At 41.2% G+C, this 23,356-nt stretch carries 22 protein-coding genes; 10 read left to right on the forward strand and 12 right to left on the reverse strand.

The features are described from left to right. The 6 genes from ACJMMI_RS01375 to hydF form a co-directional block, all read left to right on the forward strand. Positions 1-1,325, forward strand: a 1,325-nt coding sequence (locus ACJMMI_RS01375; protein ID WP_405352801.1) for an SPFH domain-containing protein, incomplete at its 5' end; no start/stop codon positions are given. An 18-nt stretch (positions 1,326-1,343) separates the two neighbouring features. Further along, entirely contained in the window at positions 1,344-2,396 is a 1,053-nt protein-coding gene (locus ACJMMI_RS01380) for a hypothetical protein (protein WP_405352803.1), read from the forward strand. Then, complete coding sequence (locus tag ACJMMI_RS01385; RefSeq protein ID WP_405352805.1) at positions 2,393-3,241, forward strand: TPM domain-containing protein; 849 nt, start codon at positions 2,393-2,395, stop codon at positions 3,239-3,241. The genes ACJMMI_RS01380 and ACJMMI_RS01385 overlap by 4 nt, the downstream gene beginning before the upstream one ends. A gap of 507 nt (positions 3,242-3,748) precedes the next feature. Next, on the forward strand, positions 3,749-4,795 hold the full coding sequence (gene hydE / locus ACJMMI_RS01390; RefSeq protein ID WP_405352806.1) for a [FeFe] hydrogenase H-cluster radical SAM maturase HydE: 1,047 nt from the start codon (positions 3,749-3,751) through the stop codon (positions 4,793-4,795). 27 nt (positions 4,796-4,822) lie between these two features. After that, the gene (gene hydG, locus ACJMMI_RS01395) at positions 4,823-6,241 is read left to right on the forward strand and encodes a [FeFe] hydrogenase H-cluster radical SAM maturase HydG (protein ID WP_405352808.1); all 1,419 of its coding nucleotides are present in this window, start codon (positions 4,823-4,825) and stop codon (positions 6,239-6,241) included. A gap of 9 nt (positions 6,242-6,250) precedes the next feature. Then, positions 6,251-7,432, forward strand: coding sequence for a [FeFe] hydrogenase H-cluster maturation GTPase HydF (gene hydF, locus ACJMMI_RS01400; RefSeq protein WP_405352810.1), 1,182 nt, complete (start codon positions 6,251-6,253; stop codon positions 7,430-7,432). 609 nt (positions 7,433-8,041) lie between these two features. Here the strand turns inward: hydF and ACJMMI_RS01405 are convergent. The 12 genes from ACJMMI_RS01405 to ACJMMI_RS01460 all read right to left on the reverse strand — a co-directional run bounded on the left by ACJMMI_RS01405 (position 8,042) and on the right by ACJMMI_RS01460 (position 17,142). Beyond that, entirely contained in the window at positions 8,042-8,458 is a 417-nt protein-coding gene (locus tag ACJMMI_RS01405) for a hypothetical protein (protein ID WP_405352812.1), read from the reverse strand. 79 nt (positions 8,459-8,537) lie between these two features. Then, a complete protein-coding gene (locus ACJMMI_RS01410; protein WP_405352813.1) occupies positions 8,538-9,395 on the reverse strand; it encodes an NAD(P)H-hydrate epimerase in 858 nt (285 codons plus the stop codon). A 22-nt stretch (positions 9,396-9,417) separates the two neighbouring features. Then, positions 9,418-10,113: a hypothetical protein gene (locus ACJMMI_RS01415; protein WP_405352815.1), complete on the reverse strand. Its 696-nt coding sequence runs from the start codon at positions 10,111-10,113 to the stop codon at positions 9,418-9,420. A gap of 12 nt (positions 10,114-10,125) precedes the next feature. After that, positions 10,126-11,094, reverse strand: coding sequence for a biotin--[acetyl-CoA-carboxylase] ligase (locus ACJMMI_RS01420; RefSeq protein ID WP_405352816.1), 969 nt, complete (start codon positions 11,092-11,094; stop codon positions 10,126-10,128). Positions 11,095-11,573: 479 nt separating this feature from the next. Then, on the reverse strand, positions 11,574-12,764 hold the full coding sequence (coaBC, locus tag ACJMMI_RS01425; protein WP_405352817.1) for a bifunctional phosphopantothenoylcysteine decarboxylase/phosphopantothenate--cysteine ligase CoaBC: 1,191 nt from the start codon (positions 12,762-12,764) through the stop codon (positions 11,574-11,576). 1 nt (position 12,765) lies between these two features. Continuing rightward, positions 12,766-13,161 carry an aspartate 1-decarboxylase gene (gene panD / locus ACJMMI_RS01430; RefSeq protein WP_405352819.1) on the reverse strand — a complete coding sequence of 132 codons (396 nt, stop codon included), beginning with the start codon at positions 13,159-13,161 and terminating at the stop codon, positions 12,766-12,768. Positions 13,162-13,188: 27 nt separating this feature from the next. Then, the gene (panC, locus tag ACJMMI_RS01435) at positions 13,189-14,046 is read right to left on the reverse strand and encodes a pantoate--beta-alanine ligase (protein WP_405352820.1); all 858 of its coding nucleotides are present in this window, start codon (positions 14,044-14,046) and stop codon (positions 13,189-13,191) included. Next, entirely contained in the window at positions 14,043-14,882 is an 840-nt protein-coding gene (panB, locus tag ACJMMI_RS01440; RefSeq protein ID WP_405352822.1) for a 3-methyl-2-oxobutanoate hydroxymethyltransferase, read from the reverse strand. The genes panC and panB overlap by 4 nt, the downstream gene beginning before the upstream one ends. 569 nt (positions 14,883-15,451) lie before the next feature. Continuing rightward, on the reverse strand, positions 15,452-15,733 hold the full coding sequence (locus ACJMMI_RS01445; RefSeq protein WP_405352824.1) for a hypothetical protein: 282 nt from the start codon (positions 15,731-15,733) through the stop codon (positions 15,452-15,454). A 51-nt stretch (positions 15,734-15,784) separates the two neighbouring features. Then, positions 15,785-15,934: a hypothetical protein gene (locus ACJMMI_RS01450; protein ID WP_022234004.1), complete on the reverse strand. Its 150-nt coding sequence runs from the start codon at positions 15,932-15,934 to the stop codon at positions 15,785-15,787. Between the two features lie 154 nt (positions 15,935-16,088). Next, positions 16,089-16,349, reverse strand: a complete 261-nt coding sequence (gene rpsT / locus ACJMMI_RS01455; RefSeq protein WP_022234005.1) for a 30S ribosomal protein S20 — start codon at positions 16,347-16,349, stop codon at positions 16,089-16,091. A gap of 184 nt (positions 16,350-16,533) precedes the next feature. Continuing rightward, positions 16,534-17,142, reverse strand: coding sequence for a TetR-like C-terminal domain-containing protein (locus ACJMMI_RS01460; protein WP_405352826.1), 609 nt, complete (start codon positions 17,140-17,142; stop codon positions 16,534-16,536). A gap of 197 nt (positions 17,143-17,339) precedes the next feature. On the opposite strand from ACJMMI_RS01460, the gene ACJMMI_RS01465 reads away from it, so the two are divergent. From ACJMMI_RS01465 to asnB, 4 genes are all read left to right on the forward strand, one after another. Further along, a complete protein-coding gene (locus tag ACJMMI_RS01465; protein ID WP_405352827.1) occupies positions 17,340-20,057 on the forward strand; it encodes a YhgE/Pip family protein in 2,718 nt (905 codons plus the stop codon). A gap of 287 nt (positions 20,058-20,344) precedes the next feature. Beyond that, complete coding sequence (locus ACJMMI_RS01470; RefSeq protein ID WP_405352828.1) at positions 20,345-20,623, forward strand: DUF4190 domain-containing protein; 279 nt, start codon at positions 20,345-20,347, stop codon at positions 20,621-20,623. Positions 20,624-20,691: 68 nt separating this feature from the next. Continuing rightward, positions 20,692-21,495 carry a prolipoprotein diacylglyceryl transferase gene (locus ACJMMI_RS01475; RefSeq protein ID WP_405352830.1) on the forward strand — a complete coding sequence of 268 codons (804 nt, stop codon included), beginning with the start codon at positions 20,692-20,694 and terminating at the stop codon, positions 21,493-21,495. A gap of 682 nt (positions 21,496-22,177) precedes the next feature. After that, on the forward strand, positions 22,178-23,356 hold a 1,179-nt coding region (gene asnB / locus ACJMMI_RS01480), incomplete at its 3' end, for an asparagine synthase (glutamine-hydrolyzing) (protein ID WP_405352832.1).

Raw genomic sequence — 23,356 nt, forward strand, 5'->3', positions numbered from 1 at the left:
CTCACAAAAATAAAAATAAAGAAAAAATTCTTGTAAAAGGAGATAAGACTATGGGCATTATCAGAGCAGCCATTAACTCAGTTAAAGGCGGATTGGCAGATTCTTGGCAGGAGGTTATTCAGCCAAGACCAATGAGCGGAACTATTGCAATGGTTCCCGGTGAAAAGATAACACACGGCACATCTCAGAACACAAAGGGCACACCAAACATCGTATCAAACGGTTCGGTTATTCAGGTATATGATAACCAGTGTATGCTCCTTATTGACGGCGGAAAGGTAGTTGACTTTACAGCAGAGCCGGGTTATTATCAGGTAAGCAACAGTTCAATGCCATCACTTTTCTGCGGTCAGTTTGGCGACTCTCTTAAAGAAACTTTCTCTCGTATTAAGTACGGCGGAATTCCGTCACAGTCGCAGTATGTAATTTACATCAACCTTGCTGAAATCACAGGTATTCTTTTCGGCACAAAGAATGTTGTAAACTACTTTGACAGCTTCTACAATGCAGAGCTTTTCCTCCGTGCTCACGGTACATATTCTATTAAAATTACAGACCCACTCAAATTCTATCAGGAGGTAATCGACAAGGGACTTGTTACCGCTTGTCAGCCATTTGACTACAAGTCAAAGTCACTCCAGTACAATACAGAGTTTGAGGCAGCTTTAAGCTCAGCTATCAACAACTTCTCAGCTGATGGCTACAGAATCAGCTTTATTAAGGGTAAATCCCGTGAGTTCGGTCAGTATATGGCTCAGACTCTTGATCAGGAATGGGAGCAGCAGCGTGGTTTCCAGGTTCAGGCGGTTGCTATCAACATTTCTTACAATGACGAGAGCACAGAGCTTATCAATATGAGAAACAAAGGTGCTATGCTTTCAGACGCAGCAGTTCAGCAGGGCTATGTAGCAGCTAATGTTGCAGAAGGTATGAAGGCAGCAGGCTCAAACTCAAACGGTGCTATGGCAGGCTTTATGGGTATGGGCATGGGTATGAATGCAGGCGGCAATATTCTTGGCGGCTACCAGCAGAACCCACACTACAACAATCAGCAGCCACAGCAGCCTCAACAGCCACAGGGCAACCCACTCGGCGGTGGTCAGCCACAGCAAAATGCTCCACAGCAGCAGGCTCAGGCTGAGCCGACTCAGCAGGCAGCAGGCAGCTGGACTTGTGCTTGCGGTGCTGTTAATACAGGCAAATTCTGCCCAGAATGCGGTGCAAAAAAGCCTGACGCACCTAAAAAGCACTTCTGCTCAAATTGTGGCTTTGAATTAAAAGAAAACCAGAAGTTCTGTCCTGAGTGCGGTACTAAGGCAGAATAATCGGAGATAGAACAATAAATGGGTACAGTCAATTATAACTGCCCGTCCTGTGCAGCACCGCTTACCTTTAATCCTGAAAGGCAAAGATTTTGTTGTGAATACTGTCTTTCGGAGTTTTCTCCGGAGAAGATTCAGCAAATTTACTCTCAGAGGGAACAAAGCGGTGCTGACAATCAGCAGGAATTTAAAGAGGAACAGCATGAGGGATATGTTTTTAGATGTGATTCCTGTGGTGCAGAGGTAGTAACCACTTCTTCAACGGCGGCTACTACCTGCTTTTACTGCCACAATCCTGTTGTGCTGAAGGGCAGATTATCGGGTGATTTCAGACCCGACAGAATTATTCCTTTTAAGCTTTCACATGAGCAAGCGGTGGAGGCTTTTAAGAACAATGTAAAAAACAAGCATTTCTTGCCTAAGGATTTTGTAAGTGATTCTCACATTCAAAAAATGACAGGTGTTTATTTTCCTTATTGGTACATAGACACTCAACAGGATTCGCATATGGTTGCCAAAGGCAAAAAATACAGACATTGGACAACGGGCAGCAGACGCTACACAGAAACCTCTTACTATGAGCTTTACAGAAGCGGCGATGTGTATGTTCGCAATGTTTTTGAGCGAGCACTTTCGGCTACTGACAGAGATATGCTGCAATGTATGCACCCTTATGATTTATCACAGGCACAAAAGTTTTCAATGTCTTATCTTTCGGGCTTTCAGGCTGAGAAAAGAGATATTGAAAAATCCGATATTCAGCAAATGGTTGACAGCAGAGTTGATGAGTATTGCAAGCAAATTTTAAAGGATACCTGCAATGAATATTCGGGTGTCGAAATTACTAACTATTTTGACAGAACGGATATTGAAAACTGGAGCTATACGCTTTTACCTGTGTGGATTATGACCTACAATTATAAGGGCAAAATTTTTCCTTATGCAATCAACGGTCAAACCGGCAAAATATATGGCAGTCTGCCTGCCGCAACGAGCAAGCTTGTTTTGCTTTCAAGCGTCATATCGGGCATTGCGGCAATTATCGGCTTGTTGGGAGGTATATTTCTATCATGAAAAAGATACTTTCCATAACAGCCACGGTGTTGGCGGTGACGGCTGTGGCTGCGTTTTCGATAAATACAGCGTTTGCCGAAAGCACAAAAAAGCTTACAGATGATGCGGATATTATTCTTGATTCTCAGGAGGATACCATTGAGTATAACCTCAAAAAGTGTACTCTTGAAACAGGCTGGGATACTGTTATCTACACAAATAACAACAATGTTTCGTCATATGATATGGAGAACTACTGTAACGATTATTTTGATAGCCACGATTACGGTTGCGGGGAAGAAAAAAGCGGTGTGTTTCTCACCGTTGATATGGGTTCTCGTGAAATGTATATCATTACAAAAGGCGAGGCAATGTATTATTTTGATGACAGCCGTATAGACGATACGCTTGACAATGTTCAATATGAGCTTGCAAACAGCGACTATCAGGGTGCTTGCGATGCTTTCATTGAGGCTGTTGAGTATTATCACTATATAGGTGAAAATACAGATAGCGACGCTACCTACAAAAATATTGAAATTGTAGAAAATCTTACAATTTTAGATAGAATAGAAAAAGGCTTGTTTTACGCATTTGCGTTTGCAGTTACGGTGGGGATATTTGCCGTAGGTATCAGCTTTGTTATTCGTTACAAATACAGTCAGAACGGCAAGGGCGAAAGCTATGACCTTGCAAGGAACAGCTCGCTTAATCTTACTGAGCGTTACGATAAGTTCCTTTATAAAAATGTTACTTCTACCTCGGTGTCATCTTCATCATCAAGCAGCAGTCATCACAGCAGCAGTCACCATAGCAGCCACCACAGCAGTCATTCATCACATGGTGGCGGTGGCAGACATTTCTAAAATTGCAACAATGGCGTTCTTCATATGATAAGAGAACAAAATTAATTAAAAAATAGTCGGCAGGAATTTTGTTCCTGCCGATTTTTGAAAGCATATATTATGAAAAACAGTGGCTTTTTGTCAATAGCTGGTGTAAATTATGGTTTAGCAACGGTCGGGAAATTTTTACTTAAATTATCACAGATTTTATACCCGAAAATAAAAATTTGGTCAACCTTTTTCAAAGGTTGTGGGTGTGGGCAAAGCCCACAATACTTTAAAATAATGTAAGGCTTTGATAGCCAAACAGCTTGCTGTTTGGTGACTTAATCACATTGGCGAAAGCTTTATAATTGCGATAGCAACACGCAAACAGCGTTGCTGTTTGTGCCTGAAAATTTGCAATAAACACAACTTTTCTTGGGTGTTGCCCAAATCCACGAGCCTTTAAAAAGACTCGACCTAAATTTTATTATTAATTATTACTAAAACAGAAAAACATCACCAAATACCGGTTTACTATAAATTATGAAAAATTATGAAATCATCGACAAGCTTTATTTTGAGCACACAGCAAGCAAAGCAGAGCTTGTCGCTTTAATAAATACAATTTCAGACGAAGAGCTTGAGCATTTGCGAAAAAAGGCACAGCAGACGGCACAGAAATACTACTCAAACAAGGTATATATCCGTGGCTTGATTGAAATTTCAAGCATTTGCAAAAATGATTGCTACTACTGCGGAATACGCAGATCAAACACAAACGCTGTACGGTACAGACTTAGCGAACAGCAGATTTTAGACTGTTGCGACACAGGTTATTCGCTTGGCTTTCGCACATTTGTATTGCAAGGCGGAGAGGACGGATATTTTACCGATGATGTAATGTGCCGCATCGTTGAGCAGATAAAGCAAAAATATCCCGACTGTGCGGTTACGCTGTCACTTGGTGAACGCAGCTATGAAAGCTATAAAAGACTGTTTTCGGCAGGTGCAGACCGCTATCTGCTTCGTCACGAAACTGCCGACAGGACGCATTACGAAAAACTGCACCCAAGCGAAATGTCGCACTCAAACCGACTCGATTGTCTGTACCGATTGAAAAAAATCGGCTATCAGACAGGTGCAGGCTTTATGGTGGGTTCTCCTTATCAGACAACAGAAAACCTTGCCGATGACCTGCTTTTTATAAAAAATCTCAATCCTCAGATGTGTGGGATAGGGCCTTTTATTCCGCACAAGGACACGCCGTTTGCAAAATTCCCAAACGGAAGTGTATGGCTGTGCCTTATGCTGATTTCAATTATCAGGCTGATGTTGCCGAGCGTTCTGTTGCCGTCAACAACGGCTCTAGGTACAGCAGACAGCAATGGCAGAGAAAAGGGCATACTTCACGGTGCAAATGTGGTTATGCCAAACCTTTCGCCCCTTGAGCACAGAAAAGACTATTCCCTGTATGATAACAAAATTTGCACAGGCGACGAGTCGGCTCAATGTATAAGCTGTATGAAAAGGCGAATGAAATCTATCGGCTATGAGGTTGTGACAGATGTAGGTAACTATATTGAGCCGTAATTGCCGAATAGGAAAGGAAAAATTGAAATGTATGACAAAAAATCTCTCAAAGCAGAGGAATTTATAAATGACGAGGAAATCCTTGCAACATTAAAATATGCCGATGAAAACAAAAATAATTTTGAACTTATCGACAGCATAATTGAAAAAGCAAAACTCAGAAAGGGATTGGAGCACAGGGAGGCAAGCGTGTTGCTTGCTTGCGAGGATCCTGAAAGACTTGCAAAGATTTATGACCTTGCCGAGCAGATAAAAAAAGATTTTTACGGCGACAGAATAGTAATGTTTGCACCGCTTTACCTTTCAAATTACTGTGTAAACGGCTGTGTGTACTGCCCTTATCACCTGAAAAACAAGCACATATGCCGTAAAAAGCTTACTCAGGAGGAAGTTAAAAGCGAGGTTATAGCCTTGCAGGATATGGGACACAAAAGGCTTGCGATAGAAGCAGGCGAAGATCCGATAAATAACCCGATTGAGTACATTTTGGAGTGTATAAAGACGATTTACTCAATCAACCATAAGAACGGTGCAATCAGACGAGTGAATGTGAACATAGCCGCCACAACAGTTGAAAACTACAGAAAGCTAAAGGACGCAGGCATTGGTACTTACATTCTTTTTCAGGAAACCTACAATAAAAAGAGCTATGAAGAACTTCATCCGACAGGCCCTAAGCACAATTATGCCTATCATACCGAGGCAATGGACAGGGCAATGCAGGGTGGAATTGATGATGTAGGGCTTGGCGTACTGTTTGGATTGGAGCTGTACCGCTATGAATTTGTAGGACTGTTAATGCATGCTGAGCATCTTGAGGCTGTGCATGGCGTTGGTCCTCACACAATCAGCGTTCCACGAATTAAACACGCTGATGACATTGATCCCGATTCGTTTGACAACGGCATTGACGACGATACTTTTGCAAAAATCTGTGCATTAATCAGAATTTCTGTGCCTTACACAGGTATGATTATTTCTACCAGAGAGAGCAAGGCGGTGCGTGAAAAGGTAATAAGACTCGGTGTGTCGCAGATAAGCGGTGCGTCCTGCACAAGCGTTGGCGGTTACGCCGAGCCTGAGGAAGAGGACGAGAACACCTCGCAATTTGATGTTTCCGACAACCGCACACTTGACGAGGTTGTAAACTGGCTGATGAAGCTTGGCTACATTCCGTCATTCTGTACCGCTTGTTACAGAGAGGGCAGAACAGGCGACCGCTTTATGTCACTTTGCAAAAGCGGTCAGATTCAGAATTGCTGTCACCCAAACGCACTTATGACGCTCAAGGAGTACCTTATGGACTACGCAAGCGATGAAACAAGAAAAATCGGTGAACAGCTTATTGAAAAAGAGCTTTTAAAAATACCGAATGAAAAGGTACGAAAAATTGCCGCTCAGCACATAGCCGAGATTGAAAATGGCAGTCGAGATTTTCGCTTTTAAGAGGTGCTTATGGGACTTAACGATACACCGCTTGCCGAAAGAGTGCATATCGGCTTTTTCGGCAGGCGAAATGCAGGAAAATCAAGCCTTGTAAATGCCGTTACGGGACAGAAGCTATCGGTGGTTTCCGAGGTCTTGGGCACTACCACAGACCCCGTTATGAAAGCCATGGAGCTTTTGCCGCTCGGTCCGGTTGTGGTAATTGACACACCGGGAATTGACGATGAGGGAAACCTTGGCAAAATGCGTGTGGAAAAGGCAAGACAGGTGCTTGACCGCACAGACATTGCGGTGCTTGTAGTTGACGGCAATGTCGGAAAAACTGCGGTAGATAACGAACTGATAAGCATTTTTGAGCAGAAAAAAATCCCGTACATTGTGGCGTACAATAAGGCAGACTTGCTTGAAAATCCACCACAGCCAACGGACGGAATGTTTATAAGTGCAGAGCAAAATATAGGAATATTTGAACTTAAAGAGCGGATTGCAAGCCTATTAAAGACAAATAATGAACCCCAAAAGCTTTGCTCGGATTTAATAAACGAAGGTGACCTTGTGGTACTTGTTGTGCCAATAGACAAGGCGGCACCAAAGGGAAGAATAATTTTGCCACAGCAAATGGCAATCAGAGATATTCTTGATGCCGGTGCAATAGCAGTTGTGGCAAGAGATACCGAGCTTGAGCAGACCTTAAAAGAACTGGGCAAAAAGCCGTCACTTGTTATCACCGACAGTCAGGCTTTTGCAGCTGTAGCAAAAATTGTGCCGTTGGATGTAAGATTGACTTCGTTTTCAATCCTTATGGCAAGATACAAGGGTGTACTTGATACCGCCACAGTCGGAGCAAAGGCGATAGATACGCTGATTGACGGTGACACAGTTCTAATAAGCGAGGGATGTACACATCACCGCCAATGCGATGATATTGGCACAGTTAAATTGCCACGACTTCTCAGAAATTACACAGGCAAGAATATAAATATCGAAACCACTTCAGGCAGAGAATTTCCCTCGGATTTGAAAAAATATAAGCTTGTAATTCATTGCGGCGGCTGTATGCTCAACGAAAGAGAAATTACTCACCGCCGACAAATCGCACAAAATGCAAATATCCCTTTCACAAATTACGGCATCGCAATCTCATATATGCGTGGAATCTTCAATGGTGACTTGTTTGTAAGTAGGGCGTAGGAATAATTTTTATGGGCTTTATCAATAGTTGAGAGGAATTATTGTTTGCTAACAAAAAGGTTCTTTTTCAATAGTTTGGGAAAATTATGGTTTAGCAGAGAGCTTTGGGTAATTAACAAAAAATTTAGGTCGAGCCTTTTTAAAGGCTCGTGGGTTTGGGCAAAGCCCAAGTAAAGCTGTTTTCATTGCAAATTTTCAGGCACAAACAGCGTTGCTGTTTGTGTGCTAAAGCAATGTTTGATAAAACAGGCGATAGCAATTAAAAGGAAATAATTTATTTATAAAGAATAAAGGCTTTTTGTGTTGCTATCGCAATTAAAAGGCTCACGACATTGTGTTCAAGTCGCCAAACAGCAAGCTGTTTGGCTATCAAAGCTTTGCATAATGGGAAAGTATTGTGGGCTTTGCCCACACCCACAACCTTTGAAAAAGGTTGACGAAATTTTTATTTCCGAGTATAAAGTTTGTGCTAATTCAAACAAAATTTCCCGATCGTTACTAAACCATAAATTTATCAACATTACCCCAATATTAAAAACAGAACCAACAAAAAGCAGGGTTATACCCTGCTTTTTGATTGCTTTAATTTATTAACAACAGTGTAGATGCTTATATTTTCTTATCAAATTCACTTCCGCATTTTGGACAGCGTACTCTGTGTTTGCCTTTTACATTGCGTACTCTTAGCTGAGCTTTGCAGATAGGACATTTTAAATAGCGGTATTCCTTGTGGTCACGGATTTTTTTATATGTGAGCTTAAACCAGCCTGTTACTGCGTTGTAAAACGGCATAAAGGCACGATTTTCCGCACTTCGTTTGGTGATATTGCGTGAAAGCGAACGATAAATCATAATAACAATTATTGCAACCTCAAAAGCATCAATAATGAGGGTAGGCACGAGAGCAAAAACAAAAATATTGACAAACCACAGCACGAGAAAAAGCACAAAAAGGCTGCTATTAAGCTTATCGGTGCCATATCTGCCCTGCATAAAAATCGCAAATTTCTGCATTAAATTTCGCATAACATCAATCCCTTTCAAAAGCTATTTTATCATACGCCTGACTGTTTATCAATATACAAAATCAAAAATAAAGGCATTGTTAATTTCTGATGTAGTCGGCACAAAAATACACATACTTCACATCGGCAATGACCGCAGAGTGCTCGGTTTTTACCACGATTGTTTTCTTGGTTTTTGCACTCATTTGTGCAATCACCTCGGTAATATTGCAGGTTTCGGGGGAATAATTAAATTTTTCCATAAATTCCTCGGTTGTATAAACCTCCGAATTATATCCCTCAAAAAGCTCAAGACTATCGTAATCAATGAGTTTGTATTCATCAAGCAAAATCTCAATGCCAATGTCGGCATTTGTGAGCGAATCAATGTAATACGGTGCGTCATTGAGGAAAAGTCCTGTTTTCAGACTGCCGACAGAAACCGTAATGTCTGAGTTTACGGCAAGCTCACCGTAGCCTGTGTCGCCGTTAATACCGCTGTTGATGTCGGCACTTACAACATAGGCAGGCGTCATATTAATCTGAGTGATTGCCTGAGCCATTTCGCCCTCAACCTTACCGGAAAAGCCTGTGCCAAGCAAGCAGTCTACAACAATGTCATAGCCCTCAAAATTGCCAGCCTCGTAAAGAGAAATTTCATTTACGCCAAGCGATTTTGCAAGCTGATAGTAATAAAGTCCATCTTTAGAAAAGCCCTCAACAACTCTTACAATAGTGCATTGCATGGAATGCCTTGCAAGAATACACGCAAGAGCATAGCCGTCACCGCCGTTGTTGCCCTTGCCGCAGACAACGCAGGTTTTGCCGGCAAACTTTACCTTATCAAAAATTCCCTGTGCCGCCCTCCTCATAAGCTCGGCAGACGGAGTACGGTCCGCAATAGTGCGGGCGTCACTTTCTCTCATATTTTTAACAGATACTACTTTCTCAAAATCCATAGTAAATTCCTTTCGATAAGCGCTATTTACAAATTGCGTTGTATGCCGCCATAACTGCGTCATCGCTTATGGTGCAGTGCAAAGAATATAAATCAACAGCCGAAAAAATCTCGTCATACAGCTCTAAAATTCGGCTCATTCTGCTTTGCTTTTTTGAAATCAAGGTTGCTTCAAGCAGTTTTGAAAAAACTTTTCCGGCACTTACTTTTTCGGTAAAATTTTTGCTGTCACGCTCAAGCAAAAAAACAGCCTTGAGCGGTGCAGAAATATTTGCACCTATATTTGATTTACCCATCCATGGTGTGCCGTAAACATAAAAAACGCCGTCCTTTTTGCGGATAATCGGCTTGTCGTCATTAATCATTGTCACCCTATCGCCAAAATGCTTTCGCCATAGTGCGGTGTGGGTTGATTTGCCTGTGCCGCTTGGAGCAGAAAAAAGGTAGGCATTGCCGTCAAGCATAAGAGCCGAGCTGTGAAAGAAAAGTCCGTCATAGTTGTCGAGAATTTCCCTGCAAACAAGGGTGTTTATCATACAGCTTTCGCACAGATAATCACTTCCGCCCTCAGCCATAAGCCTGTCTATATCACTTTGCTCAACCTCAATATGAAAGTCAAAGGTGCTTTCATCTGTAAGATAATCAGCAAGTAATTGATCTGTTTTTTTATATTTCGTGTTTATCTCAATGTTTAGGTCGGCAATTTTGTATATCGGCATTTTTACCTCCGATTAATAGATACCCTGCACAGTAACCTCGCCGGAATTTACTGTTTGCAAAGTACCGTCCTCAAGCTTTACCACAAGCTCACCGTTGCTGTCAATTTTTTCAGCTACTCCATTATATTGTTGTGAATTTCTGAAAAAGCTGACATTTCTTCCAATGGTGGCACACAGGGAAGTGTATTCCTCAAGTGCTTTTTCGGTTAGTCTTAAATCATTTGACAAAAGTTCCTTTTCAAGATACTCAATAACAACCGCCAAAAATTCGTTGCGGTCAATGTGTTTGCCGGTTTCAAGGAAAATTGAAGTTGCCTTGTGAGCAATTTCCTCAGGAAATTCGGTGTGCTCAACATTTATGCCGATACCTGTGATGGTGTACTCGACAGCACAAAATTCCGCACTAAGCTCGGTGAGAATACCCACAAGCTTTTTGTGACCTGTTATAATATCGTTAGGCCACTTGATTTTGCAGTCAATGCCTGTGTAATCTCTTATGGCCTTGCATACCGCAAGACCGGCAAGTGGGGTGATGCCAGTAACCTCATTTGGTGCAAGGTCAGGGCGAAGCAGAAAAGAAAATGCAATGCCGTCATCTTTTTTAGTCTGCCACACTCTGCCGAGTCTGCCCTTGCCCTTAGTCTGCTCTCTTGCCGCAACCAAAGTTCCGCTTTCGCAGCCGTTTGCACCGAGAATCTTTAAATAATCGTTTGTTGAATTGACAGAATCCAGAACAACAAGATTTTTGCCGATAAGCTGAGTGTTAAGGTGTGATTTTACTGCATAGGTGTTGAGATGTTCGGGATAAGCCACAAGACGGTAGCCTTTGCGTGTGACCGAGTCAATGACATAGCCCTGAGATTTAAGGGAATTAATGGCTTTCCAAATTGCCTGACGGGACACACCAAGCTGGGTTGAAAGCTCCTGTCCTGAAATATAGTCATCTGCCTGTGAAAGTAATTCAAGTATTCTTTCCTGCATAAAAATCATCCATTCTGAAATCTTGTTTGTTAGGGTTCTTCGCAAAATGTCGGGTAAATAATAAAAAAGTTTAGGTCGAGCCTTTTCAAAGGCTCGTGGGTTTGGGCAACGCCCAAGAAAAGTTGTTTTCTGTGCAAATTTATAAGGCACAAACAGCAACGCTGTTTGTGTGTTAATGCAAAGCTTGACAAAACGGCGGTAGCCATATAAAAGGAAATAATTCATAAATAGGAAAAATATCTTTTCTGTATTTATAATGCTGTCGCATCTGCACGCTTTCACCGTTGTGTTAAAGTAGCAAAACAGCAGGCTGTTTTGCTATCATAATTTTGCTTAAACTAAAAGTTTTGTGGACTCTGTCCACACCTGCAACCTTTGAAAAAGGTTGACCAAATTTTTATTTTCGAGTATATAGTCTGAGATAATTCAAGCAGAAAATTCCCGACTGTTACTCAAATTTTCCAACACTATAAACCTATTTATTTACTAAGCTGTGCAATTCTGTCAAGGATTTTGTCTGCAACCTCAGTTTTAGACATTATGCCAAGCTCTGTTGTGCTTGACTTATCAATAATTGTAACCACATTGGTGTCGCCCTGAAAGCCTGCACCCTCAACCTTTAAGTTGTTGCAAACTATCATATCAAGGTTTTTGCTTTCAAGCTTTTTCTTTGAATTTTCAGTCATATTCTGAGTTTCCATCGAAAAACCGCAGATAAACTGATTTTTCTTGTTTGCACCAAGTGCTTTTAATATATCTTTTGTAGGCTCAAGCGGAATGTTTTCCATTCCGTCAGCCTTTTTTAACTTATCATCGGCAATATTAACAGGGCGAAAATCTGCTACAGCCGCCGCCTTGATTACTATGTCTGTGCTGTCAAATTCTCTTGTAACCGCATTGTACATTTCCTCTGCGGTAGTTACATTTATTGTTTTTACAAACGGTACAGGCGGTAAATTTACCTTGCCCGACACAAGAGTAACCTCCGCACCTCTGAGCATTGCCTGCTTTGCAACGGCATAGCCCATTTTGCCTGAGGAATGATTTGTGATGTATCGCACAGGGTCAATGCTCTCCTGAGTAGGGCCTGCCGTAACAAGTACCCTTTTGCCCTTAAAGTCCTGCTTTTCAGTCAAGGCCCTTTCAAGGTAGTTAAGCAATACCTGTTCATCAGGCATTTTGCCCTTTCCGACTGTACCACAGGCAAGTCTGCCCTCAGCCGGAGGTACTATAATATAGCCGTATCGTTCAAGCTTTGCAAGGTTGTCCTGCACAATAGGATTTTCAAACATATTGGTGTTCATAGCCGGCGAAATAATAACAGGGCATTTGCAAGCCATAACGGTGGTGCTGAGCATATCGTCAGCAATTCCGTTTGCAATTTTGCCGATTATGTTCGCCGAGGCAGGTGCAATCAGAAATGCGTCTGCACTTGTTGCAAGTGAAATGTGTGCAACATTGTACTGTACATTTCTGTCAAAGGTATCTATAATGCACTTGTTTTTGGTAAGCTCTTCAAATGTAAGCGGATGAATGAAATTTGTTGCATTCTGCGTCATCAGCACATTTACATTACAGCCCTTTTTAACAAGTGCACTTGCGACATTTGCGGATTTGTAGGCGGCAATGCTGCTTGTTACGCCAAGGATTATGTTTTTGCCTTTAAACATTTCAGTCCTCCATATCCTTTAAAAGACCATGCTTTTCATATGAAGTGATTCTTGTAATTTTGTTTTCATCGTCAACAAATACGACCTTTGGCTTGTGCTCGAATGCCTTTGTATTGTCAATCTGAGCATAGCTCATAATAATTACCTTGTCGCCCTTCTGCACACATCTTGCCGCAGCACCGTTAAGACAGATAACGCCTGAGCCTTCCTCGCCTGCAATAACATAGGTTTCAAAACGCTGACCGTTGTTTACATCGGCAATCTGTACCTTTTCATATTCCATAATGCCGGAAGCTTTCATAAGAGACTCGTCAATGGTGATAGAGCCAACATAATCAAGCTCTGCCTGAGTTACAGTTGCACGATGAATTTTACTTTTAAGCATTGTAACTGTCATAACCCTCTCCCTTTCTGCAAAACACGATTATAATGTGTCAATGTCAACAATAAAGTTATCAATAAGTCTTGTTTTTCCAATATAAACGGCGATAGCGGTGAGTACATAACCGCTGTATTTTTCAATAGGGGTGATGCTCAAAGCGTCAACCACACTTACATAGTCAATTTTTGCAAGCGGCTCTGCTGAAATGCACTTTGTCATAGCGTCAATTACAGTCTGAGCGTCACGCTCGCCGTTTTTTACCATTTCTTTGCCAAGTGCAATGCTCTTGCTGAGTACCAATGCTGCCTGCCTTTCTTCTGCTGAAAGGTAGGTGTTTCTTGAGCTTTTTGCAAGACCGTCTGCCTCACGAACTATAGGACAGCCCTTGATTTCAATATCAAAGTTGAGGTCTTGAACCATTCTTTTGATAATTGCAAGCTGCTGAGCGTCTTTCTCACCAAAATATGCTCTGTCAGGAGCAACAATATTGAAAAGCTTGCTTACAACTGTGCAAACGCCTCCAAAGTGAGTTGGTCTTGTTTTGCCGCAAAGCTCCTTTGTAAGATTATTCATTACAACATTTGTAGAAAATCCGTTTGGATACATTTCCTCGGGTGTCGGATTGAAGATAAGGCTTGCACCTGCGTTTGTGCAAAGTTCGGTATCCTTTTCAATATCTCTCGGGTAGCTTTCCAAGTCCTCGTTCGGTGCAAACTGAATCGGGTTTACAAAAATGCTGACTACTACTCTGTCATTTTCCTTGACTGCTCTGTCAATAAGGCTCTTGTGACCCTCGTGAAGATAACCCATTGTCGGCACAAGTGCTACTGTAAGTCCCTGCTTTTTCCATTCCTTAACCTGCTGTCTTACCTCGGCAACAGAACCTGTACGCTTAATCATTTTTCTTCCTCCATAACCCTTTTCATCACATCTTCGTCAATCTTAAAGCAATGCTCTTCACTTGGAAAAGCACCTGACTTGGTTTCATTTATATAATCAGTGAATGCCTGACGCATAAATGAGCCGGCATCTGCGTATTTCTTAACAAATTTCGGTGTATAGTCGCTGAACATTCCGAGCATATCCTGATATACAAGCACCTGACCGTCACAGCCTGCACCTGCACCAATGCCTATTGTAGGAATGTCAAGCACACTTGTTACATATTCGGCAAGCTTTGCCGGAACGCACTCAAGCACCACCGCAAATGCACCTGCCGCCTGAACAGCAAGAGCGTCTTTAACAAGCTTTTTTGCAGAAAGCTCGTCCTTACATTGAACCTTAAATCCGCCAAAGGCATTTACCGACTGAGGCGTAAGTCCAAGATGAGCCATAACAGGAATACCTGCCTGTGTAATAGCCTTGATTGCATCGCAAACGCTTTCGCCGCCCTCAAGCTTAACTGCTCCGGCGTTGGCTTCTTTCATAAGTCTGCCTGCGTTTACAAGTGCGTCATAAACAGAGGTTTGATATGACATAAACGGCATATCAACCACTACCATTGCTTCCTTTGCACCTCTTGCAACAGCCGCACCATGGTGAATCATATCCTCCATAGTAACAGCCACTGTGCTGTCATAGCCTAAAATAACATTTCCGAGTGAGTCGCCAACCAAAATAGCGTCCACTCCAGACTCGTCCATAAGCTTTGCGGTTGAGTAGTCGTAGGCGGTGAGCATTGTAAGCTTTTCGCCTGTCTGCTTAGCCTTTGCAAATGTTGTTACAGTTTTTTTCATTGGTAATTCTCCTTAATAGTATTAGAACATACCGCTAAAAAGAAATAAAAGGATTTACAAGTAAATCCCGTACCGCTTTCCGCATCGTCCCGTTCCCTAAGGATACAGGCTATCGGATAAAGTTAAAAATTTAAAGTGGTACAGTTTCAAAGCGAATACTATCCATTCTTCATAATACCACATATGGCCTAAAATTGCAATATTATTGTGATTTTGCAAGTGATCTTCAAATAGAAAAATTCTTGTTGCCAACTGTAGTAATATTTGTTATAATGTCGAATGTAAGGAAACGGTGGCGGCTGTTTCAGCTCCCTTGAGAAAGGGGGTGTTATATTTTATGGTTGAGAGTATTGCATACTTAATTGTATTTGCTATTGTTTTAGTAGCATTTGATAAAATCATAAATGATATAAAAAAGAAATAACCGCCCTGTACTGCGAATACAAGACGGTTAGTCATAAAAATTAACCCATGTTTGCGAAACAGCTAAAGCCGTTTCCTTACACCTTTATTATACAGCATTTATAAGCTAAAGTCAACACCGAAAGCAGGGCATAGAACCTGCTTTTTTATTTGCACCATTCGAGTGTAAGAAAGAACCGTTCGTAGGTATCATCCCAGCCGTCTATACCGTTTACACCGCCGCCGTTTACACTTCTCAGCTTTGAATCGTTCATATCCTGACCGCAGGCAAAAAGCTCGCCTATGGTCACATTGTAACCAAGACTTTGGCAAAGTGAGCAGAATTGCGACACAGGGTCTTCGGCACTCTTTGTTGCAATTAATTTTGCTTTTAGGCTGTCATCTTTTTGTGCATCACTCAGCAGTTTGTCAAGCTCTTGTTGTATCACAAAACCACTCCGTAACAAATAAGGTCACCCAAGCGGATGACCTTAAATTTTTTATTCAATAGAGCTGTCGAGGTACTCCATAAGCTCCTCGTCATCCTTTTTCTGCTTATCTTTAACAATGAAGAAAGCTGTGAGTGCAGCAGAAGCTACAGCAACCGCAGAAATAATGCTGATAATGAGCCAAAAATGTTTCTTTTTCATATGTTATTCCTCCCGATTATGTTTAAATTAACGGCAATATTATATGCGTATTATCTAAATATATTCTATCATTTTTCAGGAAAATGTCAACATAAAAACAAAAAAAGCAGAGAAATTTTCTCTGCTTTTAAGGTTGCAATTCAAAATCTTAAACTTATGCAGATGCATTAAGTCTTTTTGCAAGAGATGACTTGCTTCTTGCAGCTGTATTCTTGTGCATAATACCCTTAGCTGCTGCCTGGTCGATTTTCTTCATAGCAAGACTAACTGCCTCTGTTTTGTTGGCAGCATTAGTGTCAACAGCGTAGTAAGCCTTTTTGATAACTGTCTTTAAAGCTGACTTTACAGCCTTGTTCTGAGCTGTCTTAGTAGCGATAACCTTTACACGCTTTTTTGCAGATTTAATGTTTGGCATTGTCCCACCTCCTTAAAGTATCAGTCATATGTCAATTATAATAGCATATAACTTCAAAAAATGCAAGAGATTTAAGAAAAAAACTCAGATTTTCTTTCTTTTTACGCATATTTTTCTGTCACAAAAGCCTTTTTGCCGTATATTTTTACTATACATTTATATTATAGCAAATTTTACAGCAAAATTAAAGCTTAATTTTTGAGTAATTAGACACATCAAAGCTCTTGTCAAAGCTTTTCAATGTACCCACAACCATATCTGTAGTAATCTTTGCCATATGTGCAGGTTCAAGCGGGGCTTCGTCTGTAAGCCAATGCTTAAAAAGTCCCATGCCGCCTGAAATGCAGAAGTCAAAAACATATCTTATGTCATCTACATTTTTAACCATACCGCTTTCAAAAATCTTTTTGATTTTTTCGGCTACAAAGTTTTCAACTTGTCGGATAAACGAAATATCACCGTTTTCGCTTACAAGAGCAATGCAGATTTCTCGGTTGTCATCTAAAATATTATATATATGCTCAAAGAATCTGCACATCTCCTCCTCACTGTTTGTCGGCGGATAAAGGTCGATTGCGTGTCTGAATTCCGACAAAAGCTCATTTTCAAGCTCTGCTACCATACTATATATATCGGTATAGTGCAGGTAAAAGGTAGAACGGTTAATATCCACCTCTTCCACAAGCTCTTTTACTGTAATTTCTTTAATGCTTTTTTTCTGTGTGAGTACCGCAAGACCGTGCCTTAAAGCCGACTTTGTTTTTCTCACACGCCTGTCTGTTCTCGCTGCCATAATTTATTCTCCAATCCTCAACACTAACTTCTTTTATGTCTATTATTAAACACAAGCGTTAATTTTAATGCTTGAATGTTCTCTTTATAGATATTATAATATATAACACAAAGAAAATCAACACCTTATCTATTAAAATATATAATATAGTTTAATAACAATGGAGTTGATTAGTGTAAAGAAAGGAGAATACTGTTATGGTAAAACAGGAATGGAAAAGCCTGTGGCGTAACAAGATACTGATAATTGTATTGGTATTCATCATTGCTATTCCGGCAATTTACACCACTCTTTTCCTTGGCTCAATGTGGGACCCGTACGGCAAACTTGATAATTTGCCTGTTGCGGTGGTAAACCTTGATGAGCCGGTCGAGTATGAGGGCGAAACCCTTGATGTAGGCGGTAAACTTGTTGACAAGCTCAAGGACGACGGCTCGCTGTGCTTTAACTTTACAGATTCAGAGCAGGCAGAGCGTGGACTTGAAAACGGTACTTACTATATGGTAATCACCGTTCCAAAGAATTTCTCAGAAAATGCTACTACTCTTATGGACGCAACTCCAAAGAAGATGGAGCTTGACTACAAAACAAATCCGGGCACAAACTATATAGCAATGAAAATGAGCGAAACCGCTCTTGAAAAAATCAAGACTTCGGTTGCTCAGGAGGTCACAAAGACCTATGCCGAAACTATCTTTGATAAAATCGGTGAAGCAGGTGACGGAATGAAGGACGCTGCCGATGGTGCAGGCGAAATTTATGACGGCACAGAAAAGCTTGCTGACGGCAACAAAACCATTTCAGATAATTTAAAAACTTTAGCAGACGGCACACTTACATTTAAGGACGGCACAAGCGAGTTAAAGGTTGGTCTTTCATCTTACCTTGACGGTGTAAATCAGCTTTCAGACGGCTCAACAACACTTGCAAACGGTGCTACAACCTTACTTACAGGTGCTTTACAGCTTGATAACGGTGCAGCTTCACTTTCAGACGGTACAAAGACACTTACCTCCGGTACAGCAACACTTGAGAGCGGTGCAAAAACACTTGAGGGTGGTTTAAAGACCTACACAGACGGTGTAAAGCAAGCCAATGACGGTGCGGCAGCACTTAACGCAAACAGCTCGGCACTCACAGCCGGTGCAAGTCAGCTTACAGCAGGTAATGAACAGCTTTCATCAGGCAGCTCACAGCTCCTCGGCGGTCTTAACCAGATGAGTAGCACAGTAAAAAGCGGTTTGCCAAGTGAAGATACAATTACCCAGTTGAGTGGTGGACTTGATACTTACTCAGCAGCTATCGGTCAGATGAACGATGAGTTGCAGAACGCATCTATTCCAACAGATGAAGATCTTGCAAATCTTAACGCAGTAAAAACTGACCTTGCAAACAATCTTACAAATGCGGGTGAAAACGCAAAGTCACTTTATATGCTTGCTGCTCAGTTGCAGGCAAGCGGTGATTTACAGACAGCCGCTCAGGTAAAGGAAATTGCAGACAGCCTTGCAGCAAATGTTTCATCTGCCGCAAATGATGCAACAGCAATAGGCACAACATTTGAGCAGCTTGCTCCATCACTTGCAAAGGTAACAGAGCTTAAAAACGGTGTGGCAGAGCTTAACGAAAACAAAGAGCTTGTTCTTGGCGGTGCAAAAACAGCAGTAAACGGAATGTACAGCGGTCTTGCAAATGTAAGCTATGCACTTGATACACAGCTTATCCCAGGTATGGCAACTCTTGACGGCGGTATTTCTCAGGTATCTGAGGGTGCTAAGTCACTTTCAACCGGACTTACAGCTTACACAAGCGGTGTTGCTCAGGTTGGCAGCGGACTTTCACAGCTTAACGATAATGCAGCTCAGTTAAACTCAGGTGCTACACAGCTTTCAGGCGGTGCAGCTCAGCTTTCAAGTGGTGCTAAGTCACTCGACAGCGGTGCGGCTGAATTAAAGAGCGGTACTTCTCAGCTTGCAGACGGTACCAAAACTCTTGATGACGGTACAAAGACACTTACAAGTGGATTTGCTACTCTTACAGCTAACAACTCAAAGCTTACAAGCGGTGCAAATCAGCTTGCAGACGGTGCTGTAACTCTTAATGACGGTGCCGGTCAGCTTTATGACGGTTCAATTACACTCGGCAACGGACTTTCAGACCTTAAAGACGGTGCAGATACCTTAAAGACAGGTCTTGAGGACGGACAAAAGACTATTGATGAAAACAAGGGCGATGACGATGTTTATGAAATGATTGCAAGCCCTGTTGAATCAAACGAAACTAAGATTTCAAATGTTGAAAATAACGGTCACGCAATGGCAGCTTATATGATGTGCGTAGGTTTGTGGGTACTTTGCATAGCATTCTGTATTATGTATCCTCTCACAGAGCACCATGGCACAATCAAGTCAGGCTTCTCATGGTGGCTGAGCAAGGCAGGCATTGCTTATCTCGTAGCACTTGTTTCTGCTTATGCAATGATTGGCTCACTCCAGTTGTTCTTACACTTTGAGCCAACCGAGCTTTTAAATACATTCCTTGTAGCAGGAATTACCGCAATCGCATTTATGTCAATTCTTTACTTCTTCAATGTATGGCTTGGCAAGGTAGGCAGCTTCTTAATGCTTATCTTCATGGTTGTACAGCTTGCAGGTTCTGCAGGTACTTACCCAATCGAAATTTCAGGCGACTTTGTTGCTACAATTCATAAGTGGTTGCCATTCAGCTATGCAGTTGACGCATTCAGAGGCACAATCTCAGGTAATGGCAATATTCTTGAAGTAACAATCGTTCTTCTCTCTATTGCAATCATCTTCACACTCCTTACAATTATGATGTTCAACATCAGAGCAAAGATGATTAAGAATAATAAGAAAGGTCTTTACGACTTTATCGAAAAATGCGGTTTAGCTTAATGCAAAGCTCAAATAAATAAACAGCAGACTCCGGCTTCTTATGAGGTCGGAGTTTTGCTTTTTCGGTAATATTGAGTGTTATGATATTTAGTAAAGTAGAAATTTAAAGTGACAAAATATAAATAGATTAATGAATTTGTATAGTTTACTTGTGCATATTTAACGAAAATACCGATATTTGCAAAGAAAAGACTTGAAAAAGCAAATATTTTGTTGACAGTTTTGTGAAATTATGGTAGAATTAAGTCACTCAAAAAATAGAGAGGAAAATTTAGGAGGATTTAACTATGCAGAATTCTAAAAACTTTGCAATCGCATCACTTATTTGTGGTATTTTATCAATCATTTTACCATGGATTCCATATGGCTACTTCTTTGCTATCGCAGCCGGTATCGTAGCTATCATCCTTGCTGTTAAGGTTCGTAAGCTTAACGATGCTAACAAGGGTATGGCAACAGGTGGTCTTGTAACAGGTATCATCGGTGTTGTTCTTGCAGGTATCATCATGGCTTGTGCTATTTGTGCAGTATGTGCAGTTGCTTCAGTAGCAGGCTCACTTTCATAATTTAAAAATGCACTAAATCTCAACCTCTTGTACAATGTGCAGGAGGTTGTCTTTTTTGGAGAAAAACTATGTTTCCTACTTTTGAATTGTTTGGCAGAGATATATCTATGTATGGCGTTGTGGCACTTATAGGTATATTTGTTTGTGCAATATATATTTGCAGAAATGCAAAAAAGCGTGGCTATGATGACAATGATTTTATAGTACTTCTGCTTATTTCAGCTATAGGTGTGTTTGTCGGCAGTCACCTTTTATATGCCATTACCAGAATTGACCTGATTATAAAGCTGTTGTCTGATTTTGGAAAATATGTTCAGTCCTTTGGTGATTTTATAAATTGTATGGCAACTATTTTTGGCGGTTCGGTTTTTTATGGCGGACTTCTTGGCGGTATGGCGGCAGGTGCTATTTATTGTAAAAAGAAAAAGTTTGATATTCCGGCGTATTCCGACATTGTTGCACCCGGTGTTCCGCTGTTCCACTTTTTTGGCAGAATAGGCTGTGCCCTTGGTGGCTGTTGCTACGGAATCGAGAGCAGCTTTGGTTATGCAGTGCATGGCAATGAGCTTATACCGTCGGTAAATGATGTTCTGCGTTTTCCTGTTCAGCTTTTAGAGGCATCACTTAACCTTATACTGTTTTTGGTGCTTGCAAGATTTTTAAGCAAAGGCATATTCAAAGGCAAGCTTTTTGCTGTATATCTTTTATGCTATTCGGTAATCAGATTTTCTGACGAATTTTTGCGTGGAGACACCTACAGGGGCTTCCTTTTCGGACTTTCAACCTCACAGATAATAAGCATAATACTTTTCGTTTGTTCGCTTGTTTATCTTATAGTAAAATACAAAAAGAGCAAACAAACGACAATCTGATTTTGGACGGACACTTTTGCGGTGTCCGTTTTTGCTTTGGTTCTTTTTCAATAGTTGGGGTAAATTATTGTTTAGCAGAAAGTTTCGGATAAATATTTTAAAATTTAGGTCGAGCCTTTTTAAAGGCTCGTGGGTTTGGGCAACGCCCAAGAAAAGTTGTTTTCATTGCAAATTTTCAGGCACAAACAGCAACGCTGTTTGTGTGTTAAAGCAAAGTTTGACAAAACAGGCGACAGCCTTTAAAAAGAAATACTTCATTAACAAATAATAAAGAAGAATGGTTTTTATGTTGCTGTCGCAGTTATAAGCCTTTCGCTATTGTGTTTAAGCCACCAAACAGCAGGCTGTTTGGCTATCAAAGCTTTGCGTTAGCTAAAGTATTGTGGGCTTTGCCCACACCCACAACATTTGAAAAAGGTTGACCAAATTTTTATTTTCGAGTATAAATTCTGTGCTAATTCAAAGGAAATTTCCCGACCGTTGCTAAACTATAATTTATCAATATTACCCCAACATTAAAAACATAACCTTTGTTTTATAGAGAATTCTCCATAATTCTTTACGGCAAATAAGCGTATTATATTAGTTCTTACTGTTGAATTTACAGATTAATTATGATACAATAATCTATATATGCAGTTACAAACATAGTTTGACAGATTACCGAAAGGGGTTTTAGTATATGTGCGGTATTTGTGGCTTTACAGGCGAAGTTATCGACAGAGATAAGGTCATTAAAAATATGACAGATGTCATCACACACAGAGGTCCTGACTCAGACGGTGTGTTTATGGACGATAACATTGCGATGGGCTTTCGCAGACTTTCAATTATCGACCTTGACGCCGGTCATCAGCCGATTTATAACGAGGATAAAACACTTGTCCTCACATTCAACGGTGAGATTTATAACTATAAAGAGCTTAGAAAGGTTCTTATTGAAAAGGGACATAAGTTCTATACCGACACCGACAGCGAGGTGCTTATTCACGGCTTTGAGGAGTGGAGAGAGGATCTTCTCTTAAAGCTTCGCGGTATGTTCGGTTTTGCAATTTATAATACTAAGGACAAGTCAGTTTTTGTTGCCCGTGACTTCTTTGGCATTAAGCCAATGCACTACACAATGATTGACGGCGAATTTGTTTACGCAAGTGAAATCAAGAGTATTCTTGAGCACCCTAAGTTTGTGAAAAAGTTCAACAAGAGAGCTTTGGATACATACCTTTCATATCAGTATGCAGTTCCGCCGGAAACATTCTTTGAGGGCGTGTTCTGCCTTATGCCGGGTCATTACCTTTGGTATAAGGACGGTGAGGTGGAAACTACCCGTTACTGGGAGGCTCGTTTTAATCCTAACGAGGAGCTTACCGAGGAAGAGGCAGTTGACTCCATTGAAAAGGTATTTGAAAATTCAGTAAATGCACATAAGATTGCCGATGTTGAGGTTGGTTGTTTCCTTTCAAGCGGTGTTGACTCAAGCTATGTTTCAACATATTTTGCAGACCAAAAGACATTTACAGTCGGTTTTGATTTTGGCGAGCATTACAACGAAATCAGCTGGGCAAAGGGACTCAGCGAGAAAATCGGTGTTGAGCACCACACCCACCTCATTTCAAGTGAGGAATTCTGGGACGCCGTTCCTACAGTTCAGTACCATATGGATCAGCCGCTTGCAGACCCGTCTTGTATTGCACTTTACTTTGTATCAAGACTTGCAAGCGAGTATGTAAAGGTTGTACTTTCGGGCGAGGGTGCAGATGAATTGTTCGGCGGCTACACCTGCTACAACGAGCCGCGAGTATTCAAAATCTACCAGACAATCGTTCCGCATTGCATAAGAAAGGCTATAAGAGCCGTATGC

This window comes from Ruminococcus sp. (assembly GCF_045129435.1).
GTDB lineage: Bacteria > Bacillota > Clostridia > Oscillospirales > Acutalibacteraceae > Ruminococcoides.